The 20,650-nt window shown below is 55.2% G+C and carries 11 protein-coding genes, 2 tRNA genes, 3 rRNA genes and 1 pseudogene; 10 read left to right on the top strand and 7 right to left on the bottom strand.

The window, feature by feature from the left end; all coding sequences use genetic code 11:
- Positions 1–2 precede the first annotated feature (2 nt).
- From nrdF to emrB, 5 genes are all read left to right on the top strand, one after another.
- On the top strand, positions 3–962 hold the full coding sequence (nrdF, locus tag EGO56_RS04600; protein ID WP_135907814.1) for a class 1b ribonucleoside-diphosphate reductase subunit beta: 960 nt from the start codon (positions 3–5) through the stop codon (positions 960–962).
- Positions 963–1,358: 396 nt separating this feature from the next.
- The gene (locus EGO56_RS04595; RefSeq protein WP_135907813.1) at positions 1,359–2,546 is read left to right on the top strand and encodes an MFS transporter; all 1,188 of its coding nucleotides are present in this window, start codon (positions 1,359–1,361) and stop codon (positions 2,544–2,546) included.
- 303 nt (positions 2,547–2,849) lie between these two features.
- The gene (gene mprA / locus EGO56_RS04590) at positions 2,850–3,380 is read left to right on the top strand and encodes a transcriptional repressor MprA (RefSeq protein WP_003850381.1); all 531 of its coding nucleotides are present in this window, start codon (positions 2,850–2,852) and stop codon (positions 3,378–3,380) included.
- Between the two features lie 150 nt (positions 3,381–3,530).
- Positions 3,531–4,703 carry a multidrug efflux MFS transporter periplasmic adaptor subunit EmrA gene (emrA, locus tag EGO56_RS04585; RefSeq protein WP_135907812.1) on the top strand — a complete coding sequence of 391 codons (1,173 nt, stop codon included), beginning with the start codon at positions 3,531–3,533 and terminating at the stop codon, positions 4,701–4,703.
- 16 nt (positions 4,704–4,719) lie between these two features.
- Positions 4,720–6,255, top strand: a complete 1,536-nt coding sequence (emrB, locus tag EGO56_RS04580) for a multidrug efflux MFS transporter permease subunit EmrB (RefSeq protein ID WP_135907811.1) — start codon at positions 4,720–4,722, stop codon at positions 6,253–6,255.
- Between the two features lie 36 nt (positions 6,256–6,291).
- Here the strand turns inward: emrB and EGO56_RS04575 are convergent, their stop codons facing one another.
- Positions 6,292–7,476 carry a tRNA/rRNA methyltransferase gene (locus EGO56_RS04575; protein ID WP_095706767.1) on the bottom strand — a complete coding sequence of 395 codons (1,185 nt, stop codon included), beginning with the start codon at positions 7,474–7,476 and terminating at the stop codon, positions 6,292–6,294.
- 159 nt (positions 7,477–7,635) lie between these two features.
- On the opposite strand from EGO56_RS04575, the gene trxC reads away from it, so the two are divergent.
- The 5 genes and pseudogenes from trxC (at position 7,636) to EGO56_RS22460 (ending at position 13,410) form a co-directional block, all read left to right on the top strand.
- Positions 7,636–8,055, top strand: coding sequence for a thioredoxin TrxC (gene trxC, locus EGO56_RS04570; RefSeq protein ID WP_135907810.1), 420 nt, complete (start codon positions 7,636–7,638; stop codon positions 8,053–8,055).
- An 81-nt stretch (positions 8,056–8,136) separates the two neighbouring features.
- On the top strand, positions 8,137–8,814 hold the full coding sequence (locus tag EGO56_RS04565; RefSeq protein ID WP_135907809.1) for a tRNA-uridine aminocarboxypropyltransferase: 678 nt from the start codon (positions 8,137–8,139) through the stop codon (positions 8,812–8,814).
- Positions 8,815–8,953: 139 nt separating this feature from the next.
- Entirely contained in the window at positions 8,954–11,611 is a 2,658-nt protein-coding gene (locus EGO56_RS04560; RefSeq protein ID WP_135907808.1) for a bifunctional acetate--CoA ligase family protein/GNAT family N-acetyltransferase, read from the top strand.
- 117 nt (positions 11,612–11,728) lie between these two features.
- Complete coding sequence (pssA, locus tag EGO56_RS04555; RefSeq protein WP_135907807.1) at positions 11,729–13,084, top strand: CDP-diacylglycerol--serine O-phosphatidyltransferase; 1,356 nt, start codon at positions 11,729–11,731, stop codon at positions 13,082–13,084.
- Positions 13,085–13,110: 26 nt separating this feature from the next.
- Positions 13,111–13,410, top strand: a pseudogene (locus EGO56_RS22460) (YfiM family lipoprotein).
- A gap of 5 nt (positions 13,411–13,415) precedes the next feature.
- Here EGO56_RS22460 and EGO56_RS04545 read toward each other — a convergent pair.
- The 6 genes from EGO56_RS04545 to EGO56_RS04520 all read right to left on the bottom strand — a co-directional run bounded on the left by EGO56_RS04545 (position 13,416) and on the right by EGO56_RS04520 (position 20,213).
- Positions 13,416–14,705 carry an MFS family transporter gene (locus EGO56_RS04545; protein WP_135907806.1) on the bottom strand — a complete coding sequence of 430 codons (1,290 nt, stop codon included), beginning with the start codon at positions 14,703–14,705 and terminating at the stop codon, positions 13,416–13,418.
- Between the two features lie 276 nt (positions 14,706–14,981).
- Positions 14,982–15,097: ribosomal RNA gene (gene rrf, locus EGO56_RS04540) — 5S ribosomal RNA — on the bottom strand.
- Positions 15,098–15,189: 92 nt separating this feature from the next.
- Positions 15,190–18,095: ribosomal RNA gene (locus EGO56_RS04535) — 23S ribosomal RNA — on the bottom strand.
- 208 nt (positions 18,096–18,303) lie between these two features.
- A tRNA-Ala gene (locus tag EGO56_RS04530) sits at positions 18,304–18,379 on the bottom strand.
- Between the two features lie 142 nt (positions 18,380–18,521).
- Positions 18,522–18,598, bottom strand: a tRNA-Ile gene (locus tag EGO56_RS04525).
- A gap of 73 nt (positions 18,599–18,671) precedes the next feature.
- Positions 18,672–20,213 (bottom strand): 16S ribosomal RNA (locus EGO56_RS04520).
- The 16S, 23S and 5S rRNA genes sit together here with 2 tRNA genes alongside, the layout of an rRNA operon.
- Positions 20,214–20,650 lie beyond the last annotated feature (437 nt).

Below are 20,650 nucleotides of genomic sequence, written 5' to 3'. Positions count from 1 at the left end.
CGATGAAACTCAAACAGATTCAGGCCATTAACTGGAACCGCATTCAGGATGATAAAGATCTTGAGGTGTGGAACCGTCTCACCAGCAACTTCTGGCTGCCGGAAAAGGTGCCACTCTCCAACGATCTGCCCGGCTGGCAGACGCTGGATAAACAGCAGCAGCAGCTGACTATCCGGGTCTTTACCGGCCTGACGCTGCTCGATACCATCCAGAACGTGATCGGCGCGCCGGGACTGATGGAGGATGCGATTACCCCGCACGAAGAGGCTGTGCTGTCGAATATCAGCTTTATGGAAGCGGTACATGCCCGCTCCTACAGTTCGATCTTCTCAACCCTGTGCAACACGCAGGATGTGGATGCCGCCTACCAGTGGAGCGAAGAGAATGCGCCGCTGCAGAACAAGGCGCGGATTATCCTGGAGCACTACCGGGCCGATGATCCGCTGAAGAAGAAGATCGCCAGCGTCTTTCTGGAGTCGTTCCTGTTCTATTCCGGCTTCTGGCTGCCGATGTACTGGTCAAGCCGGGGCAAGCTGACCAATACCGCAGACCTGATTCGCCTGATTATCCGCGATGAAGCGGTGCACGGTTACTACATCGGCTACAAATATCAGCAGGCGCTGGCCAGCGCTGACGATCTGCGTCGCGAAGAGCTGCAGCAGTTCGCTTATGATCTGCTGCTGGCGCTGTATGAGAATGAAGTGGCCTATACCGAAGCGCTCTATGGTGATGTCGGCTGGGTGGAAGAGGTAAAAACCTTCCTGCACTACAATGCCAACAAAGCGTTAATGAATCTGGGCTATGAGGCGCTGTTCCCGGCGGAGCTGACGGCCGTCAATCCGGCGATTCTGTCGGCACTGTCACCCAACGCTGACGAGAACCACGACTTCTTCTCGGGTTCAGGCTCCTCCTATGTGATGGGGAAAGCGGTCGAAACTGAAGACGAAGACTGGAATTTCTGATGGTGGGTAGGTCGTCCTGATCTGAAAGCGTTTCTTCATTCAGACGGCACCAAAACTCAAAGCGATGGGAGCATACGCCTGTAGCAAAGCATAGCGCCGCCCGGATAAAAACGCCGGGAGTGTTTTTGAACAACGCAACGCGTTGGCCCGGCAACGGGCGCACCTCAGGGATGAAGTGCGTCATCGCCCGCGCTGAGCATGCCATGGATGGCATCTTTTGCGTCTTTGCGAAAGGCGTATGCTTCCTGAGCCTGTTCGCATAACGTCACCCGTAAATCCTCTACCGTGGTTTAAACCTCTTGTTATGACTGGTATGGCCTGTTAATAAACATGCGTGTGAAATAGTTTTTTGAGTTATTATTAACCTCAAATGATTATTAGCGACCGATGCTGTTTATGAATGCGACTCGCCAGGGTCTGACACCTGCTTTAGTAATGCTGATGTCGGTAGCAACCGGCCTCTGTGTAGCCAGTAATTACTACGTTCAGCCACTGCTCAATACCATCGCCCAGCAGTTTGATCTCTCCGTGAGCCTCGCCGGGTTTATTGTCACCACGGCGCAACTCGGCTACGCCTGTGGTCTGCTGTTGCTGGTGCCGCTGGGCGATCGCTTTGAACGACGCAGCCTGATTGTGACGATGATCCTGCTGGCTGCGGCGGGCATGGTGATTATCGCCCTGTCGCACACGTTCCTCTTTTTACTGCTGGGCACGATCATGACCGGCCTGTTTTCGGTCGCCGCACAAATTCTGGTGCCGCTGGCCGCCACGCTGGCCGAGCCGGAGCGACGCGGTAAAATTGTCGGAACGGTAATGAGCGGTCTGCTGCTGGGGATTCTGCTGGCGCGTACCGTAGCAGGCGGCCTGGCACAGCTTGGCGGCTGGCGCACCGTCTACTGGACCGCCAGCCTGCTGATGGTGATTATGGCGCTGGCGCTGTGGCGATCGCTGCCACGCGTGAAACAGTCCGTGCCCATGAGCTATCCGCAACTGCTGGCGTCCATCTTTCGTCTGTATGCAGGTAATCGGGTGATCCGCACACGCGCCTGGACCGGCTGTCTCTCCTTTGCCAATTTCAGCCTGCTCTGGACCTCAATGGCGTTTCTGCTCTCCGGCGCGCCCTATCACTTCTCAGAAGGCAAAATTGGCTTGCTGGGCCTGGTCGGTGCCGCGGGTGCGCTGGCCGCACGTCAGGCGGGTTCACTGGCCGACAAAGGTAAAGCGAAGCTGACGACCCGACTGGGCCTGCTGCTGATGCTGCTGTCATGGGCCGCCATTGCGTGGGGCGCAGAGCAGCTTGTGCCGCTGATCGTCGGCATCCTGCTGCTGGATCTGGCGGTGCAGGCTGTTCATATCACCAATCAGAGCGTGATTTATGCGCAGATGCCGGAGGCGCGTAACCGTCTGAATGCCGGTTACATGACCAGCTACTTTATCGGCGGTGCGGCGGGCTCGCTGCTCTCCGCTACCGCTTACCATCTTGCGGGCTGGTATGGTGTCTGTATCGCTGGCGCGTTACTGACTTTGGTGAATCTGCTGATCTGGGCGGGCGGATCGCGCTTTGAGCCGGAAAAAATTAACTGAAGGCTGTCCGGACAGTGCATTGGTCTGGTCACAAATGGTTAGGTTTGTTATGGTTAGTAACAAACCTATTCACTTCAGTTATTTTTCCTCGCGATATTATTAAATTTGCCCCCTTTTTGATAACGTCCCGGCACTGCGGCTGCCGCCGGGCGTACGGGTTTTTGACCCAGGGCCAGGGAATGGCCTGGAATACCTTTGATGGTGCAGCGTGCGAGTCTGTCAGCGACCACCTGCCAAAAAGTGACTACGCTTAGCCTGTCACCATAGTTATTATACAAGTTGCAATTAGTGAGGTTTTTTTTAATGGAAAGTTCGTTTACTCCCATTGAGCAGATGCTAAACATCCGTGCCAATCGCCATAAGGATTTTCCGTTGCAGGAAATTATTCTGACGCGTCTCTGTATGCATATGCAGGGTAAACTGCTGGACAACCGCAATAAGATGCTGAAAGCACAGGGTATTAATGAGACCCTGTTTATGGCGTTGATTACACTGGATGCGCAGGAAAATCACAGCATTCAGCCTTCTGAGCTCAGCTCTGCCCTTGGCTCTTCACGCACCAATGCCACGCGCATTGCTGATGAGCTGGAAAAGCGCGGCTGGATTGAGCGTCGCGAAAGCGACCATGATCGTCGCTGCCTGCACCTGCATCTGACCGATAAAGGGATGGAGTTCCTCCGTCAGTTGCTGCCACCTCAGCATCAGAGCCTGCAGTACCTCTGGTCGTCGCTGTCAGTCGATGAGAAGTCTCAGCTCGAAGGCATTACCCGTAAGTTGCTTAATCGTCTTGATAAAATGGATGAAGATCAGCTGATCGCCTCGCTGTCCCGCTAATAGCAATAAGTGCGACACAATCACCTGTCGAAATCGTTATTTTAATTTCCTTTTTTATCTGGCCAGCGCTCAGTCGCTGGCTTTTTCGACTCGGGCGCTGGCAGAAAAGGATTTCTGCCGCCCGACTAAATGGAAAACGTGGAGAAAGTCATGAGTGCAACGGCAGAAGCACAAAGCCCGCAACCGTCAGCCAGCAAAAAGAAGAAGCGCAAAAGCGTGCTCATTGTGCTGGCGCTGATCTTTGTGCTGATTGGTATTGCCTGGGGCGTTTACTGGTTCCTGGTCCTGCGCCATTTTCAGGAAACCGATGACGCCTACGTTGCAGGTAATCAGGTGCAGGTGATGGCCCAGGTCTCCGGTAGCGTGAATAAAGTCTGGTTTGAAGATACCGATTTCGTCAAAAAAGGCGATGTGCTGGTGTCACTCGATAAGACCGATGCCGAGCAGGCGTTTGAAAAAGCGCAGACGGCACTGGCCACCAGCGTGCGTCAGACGCATCAGCTGATGATTAATGGCAAACAGTATCAGGCCAGCGTTACGCTGCAGCAGACCGCGCTGGCGCAGGCAGAAGCCGACCTGAAACGTCGTGAGCCATTAGGTGCGGCTAACCTGATTGGCCGTGAAGAGTTGCAGCACGCCCGTGACGCCGTGGCAACGGCCAAAGCGCAGCTGGACGTAGCCATTCAGCAATACAATGCGAATCAGGCGATGATCCTTAACACCTCGCTGGAGAATCAGCCTGCCGTGCAACAGAGCGCGGCTGAGTTGCGTGACGCCTGGCTGGCGCTGCAGCGCACCGAAATCCGCAGCCCGATGGATGGCTTTGTCTCCCGTCGCAGCGTACAGGTCGGTTCGCAAATCTCTACCAGCACCCCGCTGCTGGCTGTCGTACCTGCCACCAATCTGTGGGTCGATGCGAATTTCAAAGAGACGCAGCTGGCAGGCGTCCGTATCGGTCAGCCTGCCACCGTGGTCGCCGACATCTACGGTGACGAAGTGGTTTATCAGGGTAAAGTCGTGGGGCTGGATATGGGCACCGGCAGCGCCTTCTCTCTGCTGCCCGCACAGAACGCCACCGGTAACTGGATCAAAGTAGTTCAGCGTCTGCCGGTCCGTATCGAACTGAATCAGGACGATATCGCCAGACATCCGCTGCGCATCGGCCTCTCCACGCTGGTTAAAATCGATACCACCAGCAAAGAGGGTAGCGCGCTCGCCACCAGCGCCCGTCAGCAGGCCGCTTACAGCAGCAACGCGCTGGCGATTGACCTTGCGCCGGTCAATCAGCTGATCACCGATATCGTCCGCGCCAACGCCGGATGATGACGCGGAGGCTGTAATGGCACAAAAACCGCTTGAAGGGATGCCGCTGGTCCTGATGACCATTGCGCTGTCGCTGGCGACGTTCATGCAGGTTCTGGACTCGACCATCGCCAACGTGGCTATCCCTACCATTGCCGGGAACCTGGGGGCGTCGAACTCTCAGGGCACCTGGGTGATCACTTCGTTTGGCGTCGCCAATGCGATTTCGATCCCCCTGACCGGCTGGCTGGCAAAACGCATCGGTGAAGTGAAGCTCTTCACCTGGTCGACCATTCTGTTTGCCATCGCCTCCTGGGCGTGTGGCATGTCAGACAGCCTGGAGATGCTAATCTTTTTCCGCGTCATTCAGGGGATCGTCGCGGGTCCGTTGATTCCGCTGTCGCAAAGTCTGTTGCTCAACAACTATCCCCCGGCCAAGCGGAGTGTTGCGCTGTCGCTGTGGGCGATGACGGTGATTGTTGCGCCGATCTGTGGCCCGATACTGGGTGGCTGGATCAGCGATAACTACCACTGGGGTTGGATCTTCTTTATCAACGTGCCCATTGGTGTGGCAGTGGTGATACTCACGCTGCAAACCCTGCGTGGCCGGGAAACCAAAACCGAAATCCGGCCAATCGATATGGTAGGTCTGGTGCTGCTGGTGGTGGGGATCGGCTGTCTGCAGGTGATGCTGGACCGCGGAAAGGAGCTTGACTGGTTTAACTCGTCCGAGATTATCGTGCTCGGGGTCGTGGCCGTGATTGCGCTGTCAGTGCTGCTGGTGTGGGAGCTGACGGACGATCATCCGATCATCGACCTGTCGCTGTTTAAGTCGCGCAACTTTACCATTGGCTGCCTGTCGATCAGTCTGGCTTATATGCTCTACTTCGGCTCGATAGTTCTGCTGCCGCAGCTGCTGCAGGAGGTCTACGGCTACACCGCAACCTGGGCGGGTCTGGCATCTGCGCCGGTGGGGATTTTGCCGGTAATCCTGTCGCCGATTATTGGTCGCTTTGCGCATAAGCTCGACATGCGACGGCTGGTCACGTTCAGCTTCATTATGTATGCCGTCTGCTTCTACTGGCGCGCGTATACGTTTGAACCGGGGATGGACTTTGGTGCCTCAGCCTGGCCGCAGTTTATTCAGGGCTTTGCCGTGGCCTGCTTCTTTATGCCGCTGACCACCATTACGCTGTCGGGACTGCCGCCGGAGCGCATGGCCGCCGCATCCAGCCTGTCGAACTTCATGCGAACCTTTGCCGGTTCAGTGGGAACGTCGATTACCACCACCATGTGGACGAATCGCGAGTCGATGCATCATAGCTATCTGACTGAGTCGGTCACCCCGTATAACGTCAATTCACAGCAGATGTATAGCCAGCTGGAGAGCCTGGGGATGACGCAGCAGCAGGCGTCAGCTTATATCGCGCAGCAGATTACCAATCAGGGACTGATTATTTCAGCGAATGAGATCTTCTGGGCGTCGGCGGGGGTGTTTTTAATCCTGCTGGTGCTGATCTGGTTTGCCCGCCCGCCGTTTGGCGCAGGCGGGGGTGGTGGTGGCGCGCACTGATGTTACACAGCAAAACGGGCCTTTCGGCCCGTTTTTTTATGCGTTCTGACGCCACCATTCGGCGAGCAGTACGCCGGTTGCGACCGAAACGTTGAGGCTTTCCACGTTACCGGTGCCGCCAATCGACAGGCTCATGTCACCCTGTTTGAACGCGGTGTCAGAAAGACCTTCACGCTCCTGACCTAACACCAGCACCATTTTCTCCGGCAGCTGAGCCTGCGCCAGTGGCGTGCCCTGATGGCTGGAGGTGGTCACGATGGTGTAACCCGCTTTACGGAACGCTTCCAGACCTTCGCTGAAGGTTGCGCCGCTGATCGCCTGCACATGCTCAGCGCCGCCTTCTGCGGTACGCACGGCTGCACCTGACTCCAGCAGGGAAGCGTCATTCACCAGCAAACCTTTCACGCCAAAGTGCGCGCAGCTGCGCATAATTGCGCCGAGGTTATGCGGGTTGCTGACATCTTCCAGTGCCAGTACGCAATCTTTCGTATTTGCCTGGCTCAGCCATTCAGACACCGCCATGCCCATACGCTTTTTGATCAGGAAGCAGACGCCGCCATGATGCTCTGTACCTGATGCTTTAGTGATCTCAGCATCTTCGACCACGTGATAGGCTTTGCGGTTAGCCGCCAGCCAGCGCAGCGCTTCGCGGAAACGCGGTGTGACTTCCTGCACGAACCAGGCGCGAACAATCGCTTCCGGACGGCTCTGGAACAGCGCCTGACAGGCGTTCTCGCCATAGACGCGGGTCTCTTCATTACGCTGACGGCGGATCTGCTCAGGATCGACGAAGCTCTTGCCGCTGATGCCGCCGTGATCCGGCTTATCGCTCTCAGGCGATGACGCACGATCGGCGGATGGTGCCCGTGACACGGTGCGCCACGGGGAGTCGCTGCTGCCATAGGCGCCACGGCTGTCATCACCACGATCGTTGCGGCGACCTGCGCCATCGTCTGAACGGCGTGGTGCGCCACGTCCGCCTTCATCACGACGCGGTGAACTGCTGCGACCGGTGTCGTCACTACGACGACCAGCGGAGCGACCGCCTTCCTGAGTGCGTTCAGTGCGGGGGCCAGATGAACGACGATTATCATCCTGGCGGGCAGCAGAGTGACCACCTTTGCCTGTACGAGGATTCGACGCGCGCGCGCTTTTATCGTCCTCGCCACGCACGTACATCACCTTAACTTTGCCGCTCTTGCCTTTGTATTCGTCGTTCATGTCTTCCTCCTGCATTTAGAGCGCGCAGATTACCTGATGTGCTGGCGCTTAGCTATCAACTATTGAACCTATAGAGCAATCCAGATTGAGCGAAAATCCGCCCCCTTTCATAATGGACAACTATTACCAGACTGACACTTTTCAACATCAGAGGTTCCTATGAATACGGTATGCGCTTCATGTCAGGCAACCAATCGCGTTCCTGACGAACGCCTTGCCGACGTGGCGAAATGTGGTCGCTGTGGAAATGAGCTGTTCGATGGCGAAGTGGTGAATGCCACCAGTGCCAACTTTCACAAATATCTGCAGGATGATCTGCCGGTAGTGATCGATTTCTGGGCGCCCTGGTGCGGCCCCTGCGTCAATTTTGCGCCGGTGTTTAAAGATGTCGCCAGTGAACGCAGCGGCAAGGTCCGCTTTATTAAAGTGAATACCGAAGCGGAGCCCGCCCTGAGCGCCCGTTTCAATATTCGCAGTATCCCGACCATCATGCTGTTTAAAAATGGCGAACGGGTCGACATGCTGAACGGTGCTATGCCCAAAGCGCCGTTTAACGAATGGCTCGACGAATCACTTTAAACTTCAAAGGCCAGCCAGTCTGGCCTTTTCCTTTTCATCTGCGCTTCGATTACACTGACGTTTTTCCTGCCCTGAATACTCATGTCTGATAATGCCGTTTTGCGCTTGCGCACCCAACGCCTGGCCCGCGCCACCCGTCCTTTCCTCGCGCGCGGAAATCGGGTCATTCGCTGCCAGGGCTGCCTGCTGCCAGAGGCCAACTGCCTCTGCAGCCAGATCGTGCCGCAGTCTGCCCGTAGTCGCTTCTGCCTGGTGATGTTTGATACCGAGCCAATGAAGCCGAGTAACACCGGTCGTCTGATTGCCGATATTCTGCCGGATACCCAGGCATTTGGCTGGTCACGCACCGAACCGGATCCGCTGCTGCTGGCGGCCGTGCGCAATCCCAATTATCAGCCGCTGGTCGTCTTCCCGGCTTCCTATGCCGATCCCGGTCGCGAGGTGCTGACAACGCCACCCATCAGCGGCAAGCCGCCGCTGTTTATTATGCTGGATGGTACCTGGACCGAAGCGCGCAAGATGTTTCGCAAAAGTCCCTGGCTCGATGCCCTGCCGGTGATGTCGCTGGATGTCAGCACACCTTCGCGCTATACGCTGCGTGAGGCCCACGGTGAAAGTCAGCACTGTACCGCTGAAGTGGCAGCGGCGCTGCTGGCACAGGCGGGCGATCGGCGGGCGGCAGAGGCGTTATCTCACCATTTCGATCGGTTCCGCACGGCTTACCTCGCAGGAAAGCCGCATCACGCCGGACAGGCTTAACCGCATCCCTCTCCGGCTGGCAGGTGTGAGCCTGCCCTGACAGTTTCCATGATCCGGATGTTCAGCCTGCGATCTGCCCGGAAGCACGGCCAGCAAAAAGCGTTTACAATCACGCAAATCCCGATCTCTGGAGGGCGAGATGAGCCAACGCGGACTGGAAGCGCTGTTACGACCTAAATCAATTGCGGTGATTGGTGCCTCGGTCACGCCCGGGCGTGCCGGCTACTTTATGATGCGTAACCTGCTGGCAGGCGGTTTTAGCGGACCGGTGCTGCCGGTGACGCCAAAATACAAAGCGGTCAGCGGCGTACTCGCCTGGCCCACTATCGACAGCTTACCTTTCGCGCCTGACCTGGCGGTGATCTGCACCCACTCAAAACGTAACCTTGAATTGCTGCAACAGCTCGGCGAGAAAGGCTGCAAGGCCTGTATTATTCTCTCTGCGCCTGCCAGCCAGTCGGCGGAACTTAAAGCCTGCGCCAGCCAGTGGCAGATACGTCTGCTGGGACCTAACAGTCTTGGTCTGCTGGCCCCCTGGCAGGGACTCAATGCCAGCTTCTCGCCGGTACCCATAGAGAAAGGCCGTATCGCGTTTATCTCCCAGTCCGCCGCCGTGTCGAATACCATTCTCGACTGGGCGCAGCAGCGTAACCTCGGTTTTTCGTGGTTTATCGCGCTGGGTGACAGCCTGGACACCGATGTTGATGACCTGCTCGACTTCCTGGCGCGCGACGGTAAAACCAGTGCTATCCTCCTTTATCTGGAGCACCTCAGTGACGCACGTCGCTTTGTTTCCGCCTCACGCAGCGCCTCCCGTAATAAACCGATTCTGGTGATCAAGAGTGGTCGCAGCCGTGAAGCGCAGGCGCTGCTTGGCACCCACAGTGGTCTGGACGCTGCCTGGGATGCGGCCATTCAGCGCGCCGGATTGCTACGGGTACAGGATACCCATGAGCTGTTTTCCGCCGTTGAATCGCTGAGCCATATGCGGCCACTGCGCGGCGACAGGCTGATGATCATCAGTAATGGTGCCGCACCTGCCGCGCTGGCGCTGGATGAGCTTTATGCCCGCAACGGGAAACTGGCGCAGCTCAGCGATGAAACGCGTCGGCAGCTTGAGGCTATTTTGCCTGCCGGTGCGGGTCGTGGTAATCCGCTGGATTTAAAAGATGACGCCACCGCTGAGCGCTACGCTGCCTGTGTGGAGATCCTGCTCGACAGCCATGAACTTGATGCCTTAATGATCATTCATGCGCCAAGCGCGGTCGCCCCCGCGACTGAAACAGCCGCACATCTGATCGATACCGTGACCCGCCACCCGCGCGGTAAGCTGGTGACGCTGCTGACCAACTGGAGCGGCGAGTTCTCTTCACAGGCTGCGCGTCGTGCCTTTACACAGGCGGGTATACCCACCTGGCGTACGCCGGAAGGCACCGTGACCGCCTTTATGCATCAGGTTGAGTACCGGCGTAATCAGAAGCAGCTGCGCGAAACGCCTGCCCTGCCCGCCACGCTGAACCAGGATAGTACACATGCTCACCAGCTGCTGTCACAGGCGCTGGCGCGCGGCATTACCTCACTGGATACTCACGAAGTGCAGCCGGTGCTGCAGGCTTATGGGCTGGCCACGCTGCCAACCTGGATCGCCAGTGACAGTGCGGCTGCGGTAGCCATTGCCGATCAGATTGGCTACCCGGTGGCGCTGAAGCTGCGTTCACCCGATATCGCCCATAAGTCAGAGGTTCAGGGTGTCATGCTCTACCTGCGCAATGCCAGTGAAGTGCAGCATGCCGCCGAAGCCATTTTTGATCGGGTAAAGCAGACGCTGCCACAGGCGCGCATCGAGGGACTGCTGGTTCAGAGCATGGCCAGCCGGGCGGGCGCGCAGGAACTGCGGGTTGTGGTCGAACAGGATGCACTCTTTGGCCCAATTATTATGCTGGGTGAAGGCGGCGTTGAATGGCAGGCTGATAAACAGGCTGCCGTTGCCCTCCCCCCGCTGAATATGACGCTGGCACGCTATCTGGTCATTCAGGCGATCAAAAGCGGGAAAATCCGCAGCCGCAGCGCCCTGAATCCACTGGATATCCCCGGCCTGAGTCAGCTGCTGGTGCAGGTCTCTGATCTGGTCGTGGATTGCCCGGAGATCCAGCGACTGGATATTCATCCGCTGCTGGCGGCGGGCAATGACTTTACCCTGCTGGACGTCACCCTGACGCTGGCCCCGTTCCACGGCGATAACGAAACACGACTTGCCATTCGCCCTTATCCGCAGCATCTGGAAGAGCAGGTAGAGTTAAAAGATGGGCAATTCTGCCTGTTCCGCCCGATTCTGCCAGAAGATGAACCTTTACTGCGCGATTTTATCAGTCAGGTCACTAAAGAGGATCTCTACTACCGCTACTTCAGTGAGATCAACGAGTTCACGCATGATGACCTCGCCAATATGACTCAGATCGATTATGACCGCGAGATGGCGATTGTGGCGGTCCGTCAGCATCAGGGGCGCCCCGAAATCATTGGCGTCACCCGCGCCATCTCTGACGCTGATAACATTGATGCGGAGTTTTCAGTGCTGGTCCGTTCGGACCTGAAAGGGTTAGGTATGGGCCGTCGTCTGCTGGAAAAGATGATCCGCTATACCCGACATCACGGTTTGCAACAATTGAACGGTATCACCATGCCCCATAACCGCGGCATGATTACCCTGGCGCGAAAACTCAATTTTCATGTTGATATTCAACTGGATGACGGTATTGTCAGCCTGAAATTGTCTTTACAGAATGAGATCAGCTAACCTTGTAGAGAAAGGTAAAAAACGTTCGAATCGACGAAGTTGATGTTATTATTTATGGTTATAACCCTGATTTGATGGCAAAAGGCCATGCAATGAACAGAGAAGAAGTGCACTGTGATGTTGTCTAAATTTAAACGTAATAAACACCAACAACACCTCGCAGAGCTGCCGAAACTGTCACAATCCGTTGCGGATATGTCGACACTTTACTCGCCGGCCGAATTTCGTCAGACGTTGCTGGAGAAGATTGCGGCAGCGCAGACCCGCATCTGTATCGTTGCGCTCTATCTGGAAAACGATGACGCCGGACGTGCCGTCATGGATGCGCTTTATCATGCGAAGCAGGCGCGACCGGAACTGGATATCTCGATTCTGGTAGACTGGCATCGTGCGCAGCGTGGGCGAATTGGCGCAGCGCGAGGCGTAACCAATGCCGACTGGTATTGCGAAATGGCGACGCGTTATGCCGATATTGCCATCCCGGTGTATGGTATCCCGGTTAATACCCGGGAAGCACTGGGTGTACTCCATCTTAAAGGTTTCATTATTGATGATACGCTGCTCTACAGCGGCGCCAGCATCAATGATGTTTACCTGCATCAGCATGACAGGTATCGCTACGATCGCTACCAGGTTATCCGCAATTCGCAGCTGACCGATACTATGTATGACTGGATCACGCTCAATCTGAAGCCAGCAGAAGCGGTTAACCGGCTCGATTTCGCTGAGCGCCCTTCCAGCCCTGAAATTAAAAATGAGACGCGCCAGTTCCGTCAGGATCTGCGTGGCTTCAATTATCAGTTTGAAGGGAATGCCGGCAACGATGAACTGGCAGTTACGCCGCTGGTCGGTCTTGGTAAGCATAGCCTGCTTAATAAAACCATTTTTCACCTGATGCCCTGTGCAGAACAGAAGCTGATTATCTGTACACCCTACTTCAACCTGCCCGCCTTGCTGGTGCGTAATATCATTAACCTGCTGCGCCAGGGAAAACAGGTCGAGATTATCGTCGGTGATAAAACAGCCAATGATTTCTATATTGCGCCCGACCAGCCGTTCAAAATTATCGGCGCGCTGCCATATCTTTATGAAATCAATCTGCGCCGCTTCCTGAGCCGGTTGCACTACTACGTTACGACTGGCCAGTTGGTCGTAAGACTGTGGAAGGATGGCGAGAACAGTTATCACCTTAAAGGGATGTGGGTCGATGATGAATGGCAACTGATTACCGGCAATAATCTCAATCCACGTGCATGGCGTTTAGACCTGGAAAATGCGGTGCTGATCCACGATCCTCATCAGCAGTTAGCAGCGCAGCGTGAAAAAGAGCTTACGCTAATCCGCCAGCACACCACGGTAGTGACGCATTTCCGTGAGCTTGAAAGTATTGCTGATTATCCGGCCAAGGTGCGGAAACTGATTCGTCGTCTGCGCCGGATACGTATCGATCGTCTGATCAGCCGTATTCTTTAATCCCTGCGGCCATGAAGGCATCCATTATGCGAAGCGTGCTGCCTGCTTTGCTGTTGTGTAGTGGATGTGCCCATATGGCGGAAGATCAATGAACAGGACGGGATAAAGCAGAACACGTTGTCGCCTCCGGCAGTGAATATGGACATCGCCAGCACCTTTCTGGCCGGCAAAGCAGGTCTGTCGGCATTCTGTTTTCGTTAAGCCCTGGGACGGGAAAAGAGCTGTATGACAGCCGCCCGAATGGCAGCGGCTGGAGCTGGAAAGATTTAGCCTGGGATGCCGCCGGTGCAGCCAGCGGCATTGCCCTGTGGAATCTGAGTCAGTAGCTGTTTTAAAGCTTAATCCCCTTACCACGCTTGTGCAGCAACAGCGACACCAGAAACGCCACCGCGCCCATCGCAGAGACATACCAGAAAAAGGTGGTCTCAATCCCCTGCTTCTTCATCAGCAACGCGACATACTCTGCCGAACCACCGAAGATCGCATTCGCGACGGCGTAGGAGAGCCCGACACCCAGCGCGCGCACCTGCGGCGGAAACATTTCGGCTTTAAGGATGCCGCTGATAGCCGTGTAGAAGCTGGTGATCAGCAATGCCAGCATAATTAACAGGAAAGCCACGCCGGGACTCTGCACATTTTGCAGCAGCGTCAGAACTGGCACGGTACAGATAGCCGCGCCCGCACCAAAGATCATCATCGAGGTGCGACGACCGATTTTATCTGACAGCGCACCGATAATGGGCTGAATCAGCATAAAGACCAGCAGCGCACCGGTCATCAGCCCGCTGGCCGTTTTAGGATCCATACCCGACGTGTTAACCAGATACTTCTGCATGTAAGTGGTGAAGGTATAAAAACTCAGGGAACCGCCTGCGGTGAAACCCAGCACCATCAGGAAAGGACGGGTATGGTTGCGCAACAATCCAATTACGCTTCCCGCATCGCGATGTTCGCGGCTGGTCTTGTCTGACGTTTCTTCCAGAGAGCGCCGTAACCATAATGCGACAACCGCGAGCAGTGCGCCGAGGAAGAAGGGGATTCGCCAGCCCCAGCTGCGTAGCTCCGCGTCAGTGAGCAGAAATTGCAGCACCACCACGGTCAGTACCGCCGCTAACTGGCCACCGATCAACGTGACATACTGAAATGAGGCGTAGAATCCTTTGCGCCCTTCCAGGGCTACTTCGCTCATGTAGGTTGCGCTGGTCCCATATTCCCCACCCACCGATAATCCCTGAAACATACGCGCCAGCAGCAGAATGACGGGAGCCGCTACGCCGATCGTCTCGTAACCCGGCAGGCAGGCAATGACCAGCGACCCGAAACACATCATGCAGACTGAAACCAGCATCGAATTTTTTCGGCCATGTTTGTCGCCGATATAGCCGAACAGCCAGCCACCAATCGGACGCATCAGAAATCCTGCCGCAAAAACGCCCGCCGTCTGTAACAACTGCGTGGTGGTATCACCCTGCGGGAAGAAGATGTGCGCAAAGTAGAGCGAGAAGAATGAATAGACATAGAAGTCGAACCATTCAACCAGGTTGCCCGATGACGCGCCGACGATAGCCCAGATGCGTTTCCTTGTATCATCCGGCTGAATTTTATTATTTGTTGTTGTCATGCCTTACCTCTGTTCCTTGCTGATCAACAGCGTTTAAAGGATTGAGTAAAGCATTTAAGTCTACTGAAGGTAAAGGCGGGGTAATCTGAGATTAATATTGTGAGCCTTATCGCCAATTAGCGAAAAATCAGCGAGTTGCTGGCGATTCCTGAGAGAAGCATGGGGTTGTGAGGGTTGCTGGAAGTGGAATTGCGGTCACTATTTCTACTTAATGTCGCAGAATCTGGACGTAAAAAAGCCCCGCACTTTCGTGCGGGGCTTCTTCACTTATTTGATGCCTGGCAGTTGCCTACTCTCGCATGGGGAGACCCCACACTACCATCGGCGCTACGGCGTTTCACTTCTGAGTTCGGCATGGGGTCAGGTGGGACCACCGCGCTACAGCCGCCAGGCAAATTCTGTCTCCGCGCCGCCAATGATGGCCGCGCAGAATATCCGGTACAAGGCTGAAAATCGTGTCTCTCAAAAACGCCTCTGGCGTTGTAAGGTTAAGCCTCACGGGTCATTAGTACCGGTTAGCTCAACGCATCGCTGCGCTTACACACCCGGCCTATCAACGTCGTAGTCTTCAACGTCCCTTCAGGACCCTCAAGGGGTCAGGGAGAACTCATCTCGGGGCAAGTTTCGTGCTTAGATGCTTTCAGCACTTATCTTTTCCGCACTTAGCTACCGGGCAATGCCATTGGCATGACAACCCGAACACCAGTGGTGCGTTCACTCCGGTCCTCTCGTACTAGGAGCAACCCCCCTCAATTCTCCAGCGCCCACGGCAGATAGGGACCGAACTGTCTCACGACGTTCTAAACCCAGCTCGCGTACCACTTTAAACGGCGAACAGCCGTACCCTTGGGACCTACTTCAGCCCCGTGATGTGATGAGCCGACATCGAGGTGCCAAACACCGCCGTCGATATGAACTCTTGGGCGGTATCAGCCTGTTATCCCCGGAGTACCTTTTATCCGTTGAGCGATGGCCCTTCCATTCAGAACCACCGGATCACTATGACCTGCTTTCGCACCTGCTCGAGCCGTCACTCTCGCAGTCAAGCCAGCTTATGCCATTGCACTAACCTCACGATGTCCGACCGTGATTAGCTGACCTTCGTGCTCCTCCGTTACTCTTTAGGAGGAGACCGCCCCAGTCAAACTACCCACCAGACACTGTCCGCAGCCCGGATTACGGGCCTACGTTAGAACATCAAACATTAAAGGGTGGTATTTCAAGGTTGGCTCCACGCAGACTGGCGTCCGCGCTTCAAAGCCTCCCACCTATCCTACACATCAAGGCTCAATGTTCAGTGTCAAGCTGTAGTAAAGGTTCACGGGGTCTTTCCGTCTTGCCGCGGGTACACTGCATCTTCACAGCGAGTTCAATTTCACTGAGTCTCGGGTGGAGACAGCCTCGCCATCATTACGCCATTCGTGCAGGTCGGAACTTACCCGACAAGGAATTTCGCTACCTTAGGACCGTTATAGTTACGGCCGCCGTTTACCGGGGCTTCGATCAAGAGCTTCTCCTTGCGGATAACCCCATCAATTAACCTTCCGGCACCGGGCAGGCGTCACACCGTATACGTCCACTTTCGTGTTTGCACAGTGCTGTGTTTTTAATAAACAGTTGCAGCCAGCTGGTATCTTCGACTGGCTTCGGCTCGGGGAGCAAGTCCCTCCACCTACGCGCCAGCGTGCCTTCTCCCGAAGTTACGGCACCATTTTGCCTAGTTCCTTCACCCGAGTTCTCTCAAGCGCCTTGGTATTCTCTACCTGACCACCTGTGTCGGTTTGGGGTACGATTCTGTGTTACCTGATGCTTAGAGGCTTTTCCCCGAAGCTGGGCATTTATCACTTCAGCACCGTAGTGCCTCGTCGTCACGCCTCAGCGTTGATAAGGGACCGGATTTACGGACCCTCCGCCTACACGCTTAAACCGGGACAACCGTCGCCCGGCTGATATAGCCTTCTCCGTCCCCCCTTCGCAGTAACACCGAGTACAGGAATATTAACCTGTTTCCCATCGACTACGCCTTTCGGCCTCGCCTTAGGGGTCGACTCACCCTGCTCCGATTAACGTTGAACAGGAACCCTTGGTCTTCCGGCGAGCGGGCTTTTCACCCGCTTTATCGTTACTTATGTCAGCATTCGCACTTCTGATACCTCCAGCATGCCTCACAGCACACCTTCGACGGCTTACAGAACGCTCCCCTACCCAACAACACATAGTGTCGCTGCCGCAGCTTCGGTGCATGGTTTAGCCCCGTTACATCTTCCGCGCAGGCCGACTCGACCAGTGAGCTATTACGCTTTCTTTAAATGATGGCTGCTTCTAAGCCAACATCCTGGCTGTCTGTGCCTTCCCACATCGTTTCCCACTTAACCATGACTTTGGGACCTTAGCTGGCGGTCTGGGTTGTTTCCCTCTTCACGACGGACGTTAGCACCCGCCGTGTGTCTCCCGTGATAACATTCCTCGGTATTCGCAGTTTGCATCGGGTTGGTAAGCCGGGATGGCCCCCTAGCCGAAACAGTGCTCTACCCCCGAGGATGAGTTCACGAGGCGCTACCTAAATAGCTTTCGGGGAGAACCAGCTATCTCCCGGTTTGATTGGCCTTTCACCCCCAGCCACAGGTCATCCGCTAATTTTTCAACATTAGTCGGTTCGGTCCTCCAGTTAGTGTTACCCAACCTTCAACCTGCCCATGGCTAGATCACCGGGTTTCGGGTCTATACCCTGCAACTTAACGCCCAGTTAAGACTCGGTTTCCCTGCGGCTCCCCTATACGGTTAACCTTGCTACAGAATATAAGTCGCTGACCCATTATACAAAAGGTACGCAGTCACCCCCATAAAGAAGGCTCCCACTGCTTGTACGTACACGGTTTCAGGTTCTGTTTCACTCCCCTCGCCGGGGTTCTTTTCGCCTTTCCCTCACGGTACTGGTTCACTATCGGTCAGTCAGGAGTATTTAGCCTTGGAGGATGGTCCCCCCATATTCAGACAGGATACCACGTGTCCCGCCTTACTCATCGAGCTCACAGCACATGCGCTTTTGTGTACGGGAGTATCACCCTGTACCCTGCGACTTTCCAGACGCTTCCACTAACACACATGCTGATTCAGGCTCTGGGCTGCTCCCCGTTCGCTCGCCGCTACTGGGGGAATCTCGGTTGATTTCTTTTCCTCGGGGTACTTAGATGTTTCAGTTCCCCCGGTTCGCCTTGCAGCACTATGTATTCATGCTGCAATGATGCACAGAGTGCACCGGGTTTCCCCATTCGGACATCGACGGCTGTAGCGGTTCATATCACCTTACCGTCGCTTTACGCAGATTAGCACGTCCTTCATCGCCTCTGACTGCCTGGGCATCCACCGTGTACGCTTAGTCGCTTAACCTCACAACCCACAGGCGTTTTTCAACGCTGCGAGCTGCAAGCATTTGAGAGACTCGAACATGTCGCGTTTTTCATTCTTATTACGGAGAATGAAAACGACACGTCGTTTCAATTTTCAGCTTGTTCCGGATTGTTAAAGAGCATAATACTTCGCAGCACACCGTTGCCGGTACGCTCTGAAGTATTCAGAAAAAACAGTTAAAACGGTATGGTGGAGCTAAGCGGGATCGAACCGCTGACCTCCTGCGTGCAAGGCAGGCGCTCTCCCAGCTGAGCTATAGCCCCATACAGTTACTGCAGAGACCACTACTACCACTCAACCGAGTACACTTCGTGAGAAATGCAATTCGTGCTCAGGCAAGGCATGTCTTCGCGAAGCATAGTGAACTATGCGAGCCGGAGACATAACGCAGCGTGAGTGCGAATTTGGTAGGCCTGAGTGGACTTGAACCACCGACCTCACCCTTATCAGGGGTGCGCTCTAACCACCTGAGCTACAAGCCTGTAGAGGTTTTTTCTGCTCGTTACTTTTTATCAGACAATCTGTGTGGACACTGCGCGGGAAGGTATCTTCAGGTAAGGAGGTGATCCAACCGCAGGTTCCCCTACGGTTACCTTGTTACGACTTCACCCCAGTCATGAATCACAAAGTGGTAAGCGCCCTCCCGAAGGTTAAGCTACCTACTTCTTTTGCAACCCACTCCCATGGTGTGACGGGCGGTGTGTACAAGGCCCGGGAACGTATTCACCGTGGCATTCTGATCCACGATTACTAGCGATTCCGACTTCACGGAGTCGAGTTGCAGACTCCGATCCGGACTACGACGCACTTTGTGAGGTCCGCTTGCTCTCGCGAGGTCGCTTCTCTTTGTATGCGCCATTGTAGCACGTGTGTAGCCCTACTCGTAAGGGCCATGATGACTTGACGTCATCCCCACCTTCCTCCGGTTTATCACCGGCAGTCTCCTTTGAGTTCCCGACCGAATCGCTGGCAACAAAGGATAAGGGTTGCGCTCGTTGCGGGACTTAACCCAACATTTCACAACACGAGCTGACGACAGCCATGCAGCACCTGTCTCACGGTTCCCGAAGGCACTAAGGCATCTCTGCCAAATTCCGTGGATGTCAAGAGTAGGTAAGGTTCTTCGCGTTGCATCGAATTAAACCACATGCTCCACCGCTTGTGCGGGCCCCCGTCAATTCATTTGAGTTTTAACCTTGCGGCCGTACTCCCCAGGCGGTCGACTTAACGCGTTAGCTCCGGAAGCCACTCCTCAGGGGAACAACCTCCAAGTCGACATCGTTTACGGCGTGGACTACCAGGGTATCTAATCCTGTTTGCTCCCCACGCTTTCGCACCTGAGCGTCAGTCTTTGTCCAGGGGGCCGCCTTCGCCACCGGTATTCCTCCAGATCTCTACGCATTTCACCGCTACACCTGGAATTCTACCCCCCTCTACAAGACTCAAGCCTGCCAGTTTCAAATGCAGTTCCCAGGTTAAGCCCGGGGATTTCACATCTGACTTAACAGACCGCCTGCGTGCGCTTTACGCCCAGTAATTCCGATTAACGCTTGCACCCTCCGTATTACCGCGGCTGCTGGCACGGAGTTAGCCGGTGCTTCTTCTGCGGGTAACGTCAATCGATGCGGTTATTAACCGCATCGCCTTCCTCCCCGCTGAAAGTACTTTACAACCCGAAGGCCTTCTTCATACACGCGGCATGGCTGCATCAGGCTTGCGCCCATTGTGCAATATTCCCCACTGCTGCCTCCCGTAGGAGTCTGGACCGTGTCTCAGTTCCAGTGTGGCTGGTCATCCTCTCAGACCAGCTAGGGATCGTCGCCTAGGTGGGCCATTACCCCGCCTACTAGCTAATCCCATCTGGGTTCATCCGATAGTGAGAGGCCCGAAGGTCCCCCTCTTTGGTCTTGCGACGTTATGCGGTATTAGCCACCGTTTCCAGTGGTTATCCCCCTCTATCGGGCAGATCCCCAGACATTACTCACCCGTCCGCCACTCGTCACCCAAGGAGCAAGCTCCTCTGTGCTACCGTCCGACTTGCATGTGTTAGGCCTGCCGCCAGCGTTCAATCTGAGCCATGATCAAACTCTTCAATTTAAGTTTGATTTGCTTAAACAAGTTAAGCGGTGCTCATCTGTAAAACGTCATAATGAATTTCATTATGTGTTCACTCGTGAGGCTTTGATATTTTTGTTGCGTCCTGAGACGCTGATATCAATCCTGCGAGTGCCCACACAGATTGTCTGATAAATTGTTAAAGAGCAGTGCGAACAGTGCGTTAGCGTCCTGTCGCGAGGTGGCGTATATTACGCTTTCCTCCTGCAGAGTCAACCTCTATTTCAGAAGTTTTTCTCCGGCGGCGCAGTCTCCTGTGCCTCTCAACCTGTTTCCCGTTGCCGGTGTTCCGTGTCGATGGAGGCGCATTATAGGGAACGGCTCAGATAGCGCAAGTGCAAATGATAACTTTTTCACTGACCGTTCAATTTGCACTCAAAAGGTATGCTAAATAAGCAAAAACCCCGCAAAAGGGCAAA

It is taken from the genome of Pantoea vagans, assembly GCF_004792415.1.
Taxonomy (GTDB): Bacteria; Pseudomonadota; Gammaproteobacteria; order Enterobacterales; family Enterobacteriaceae; genus Pantoea; species Pantoea vagans.
This window is presented reverse-complemented; position numbering and strand designations above follow the sequence as displayed.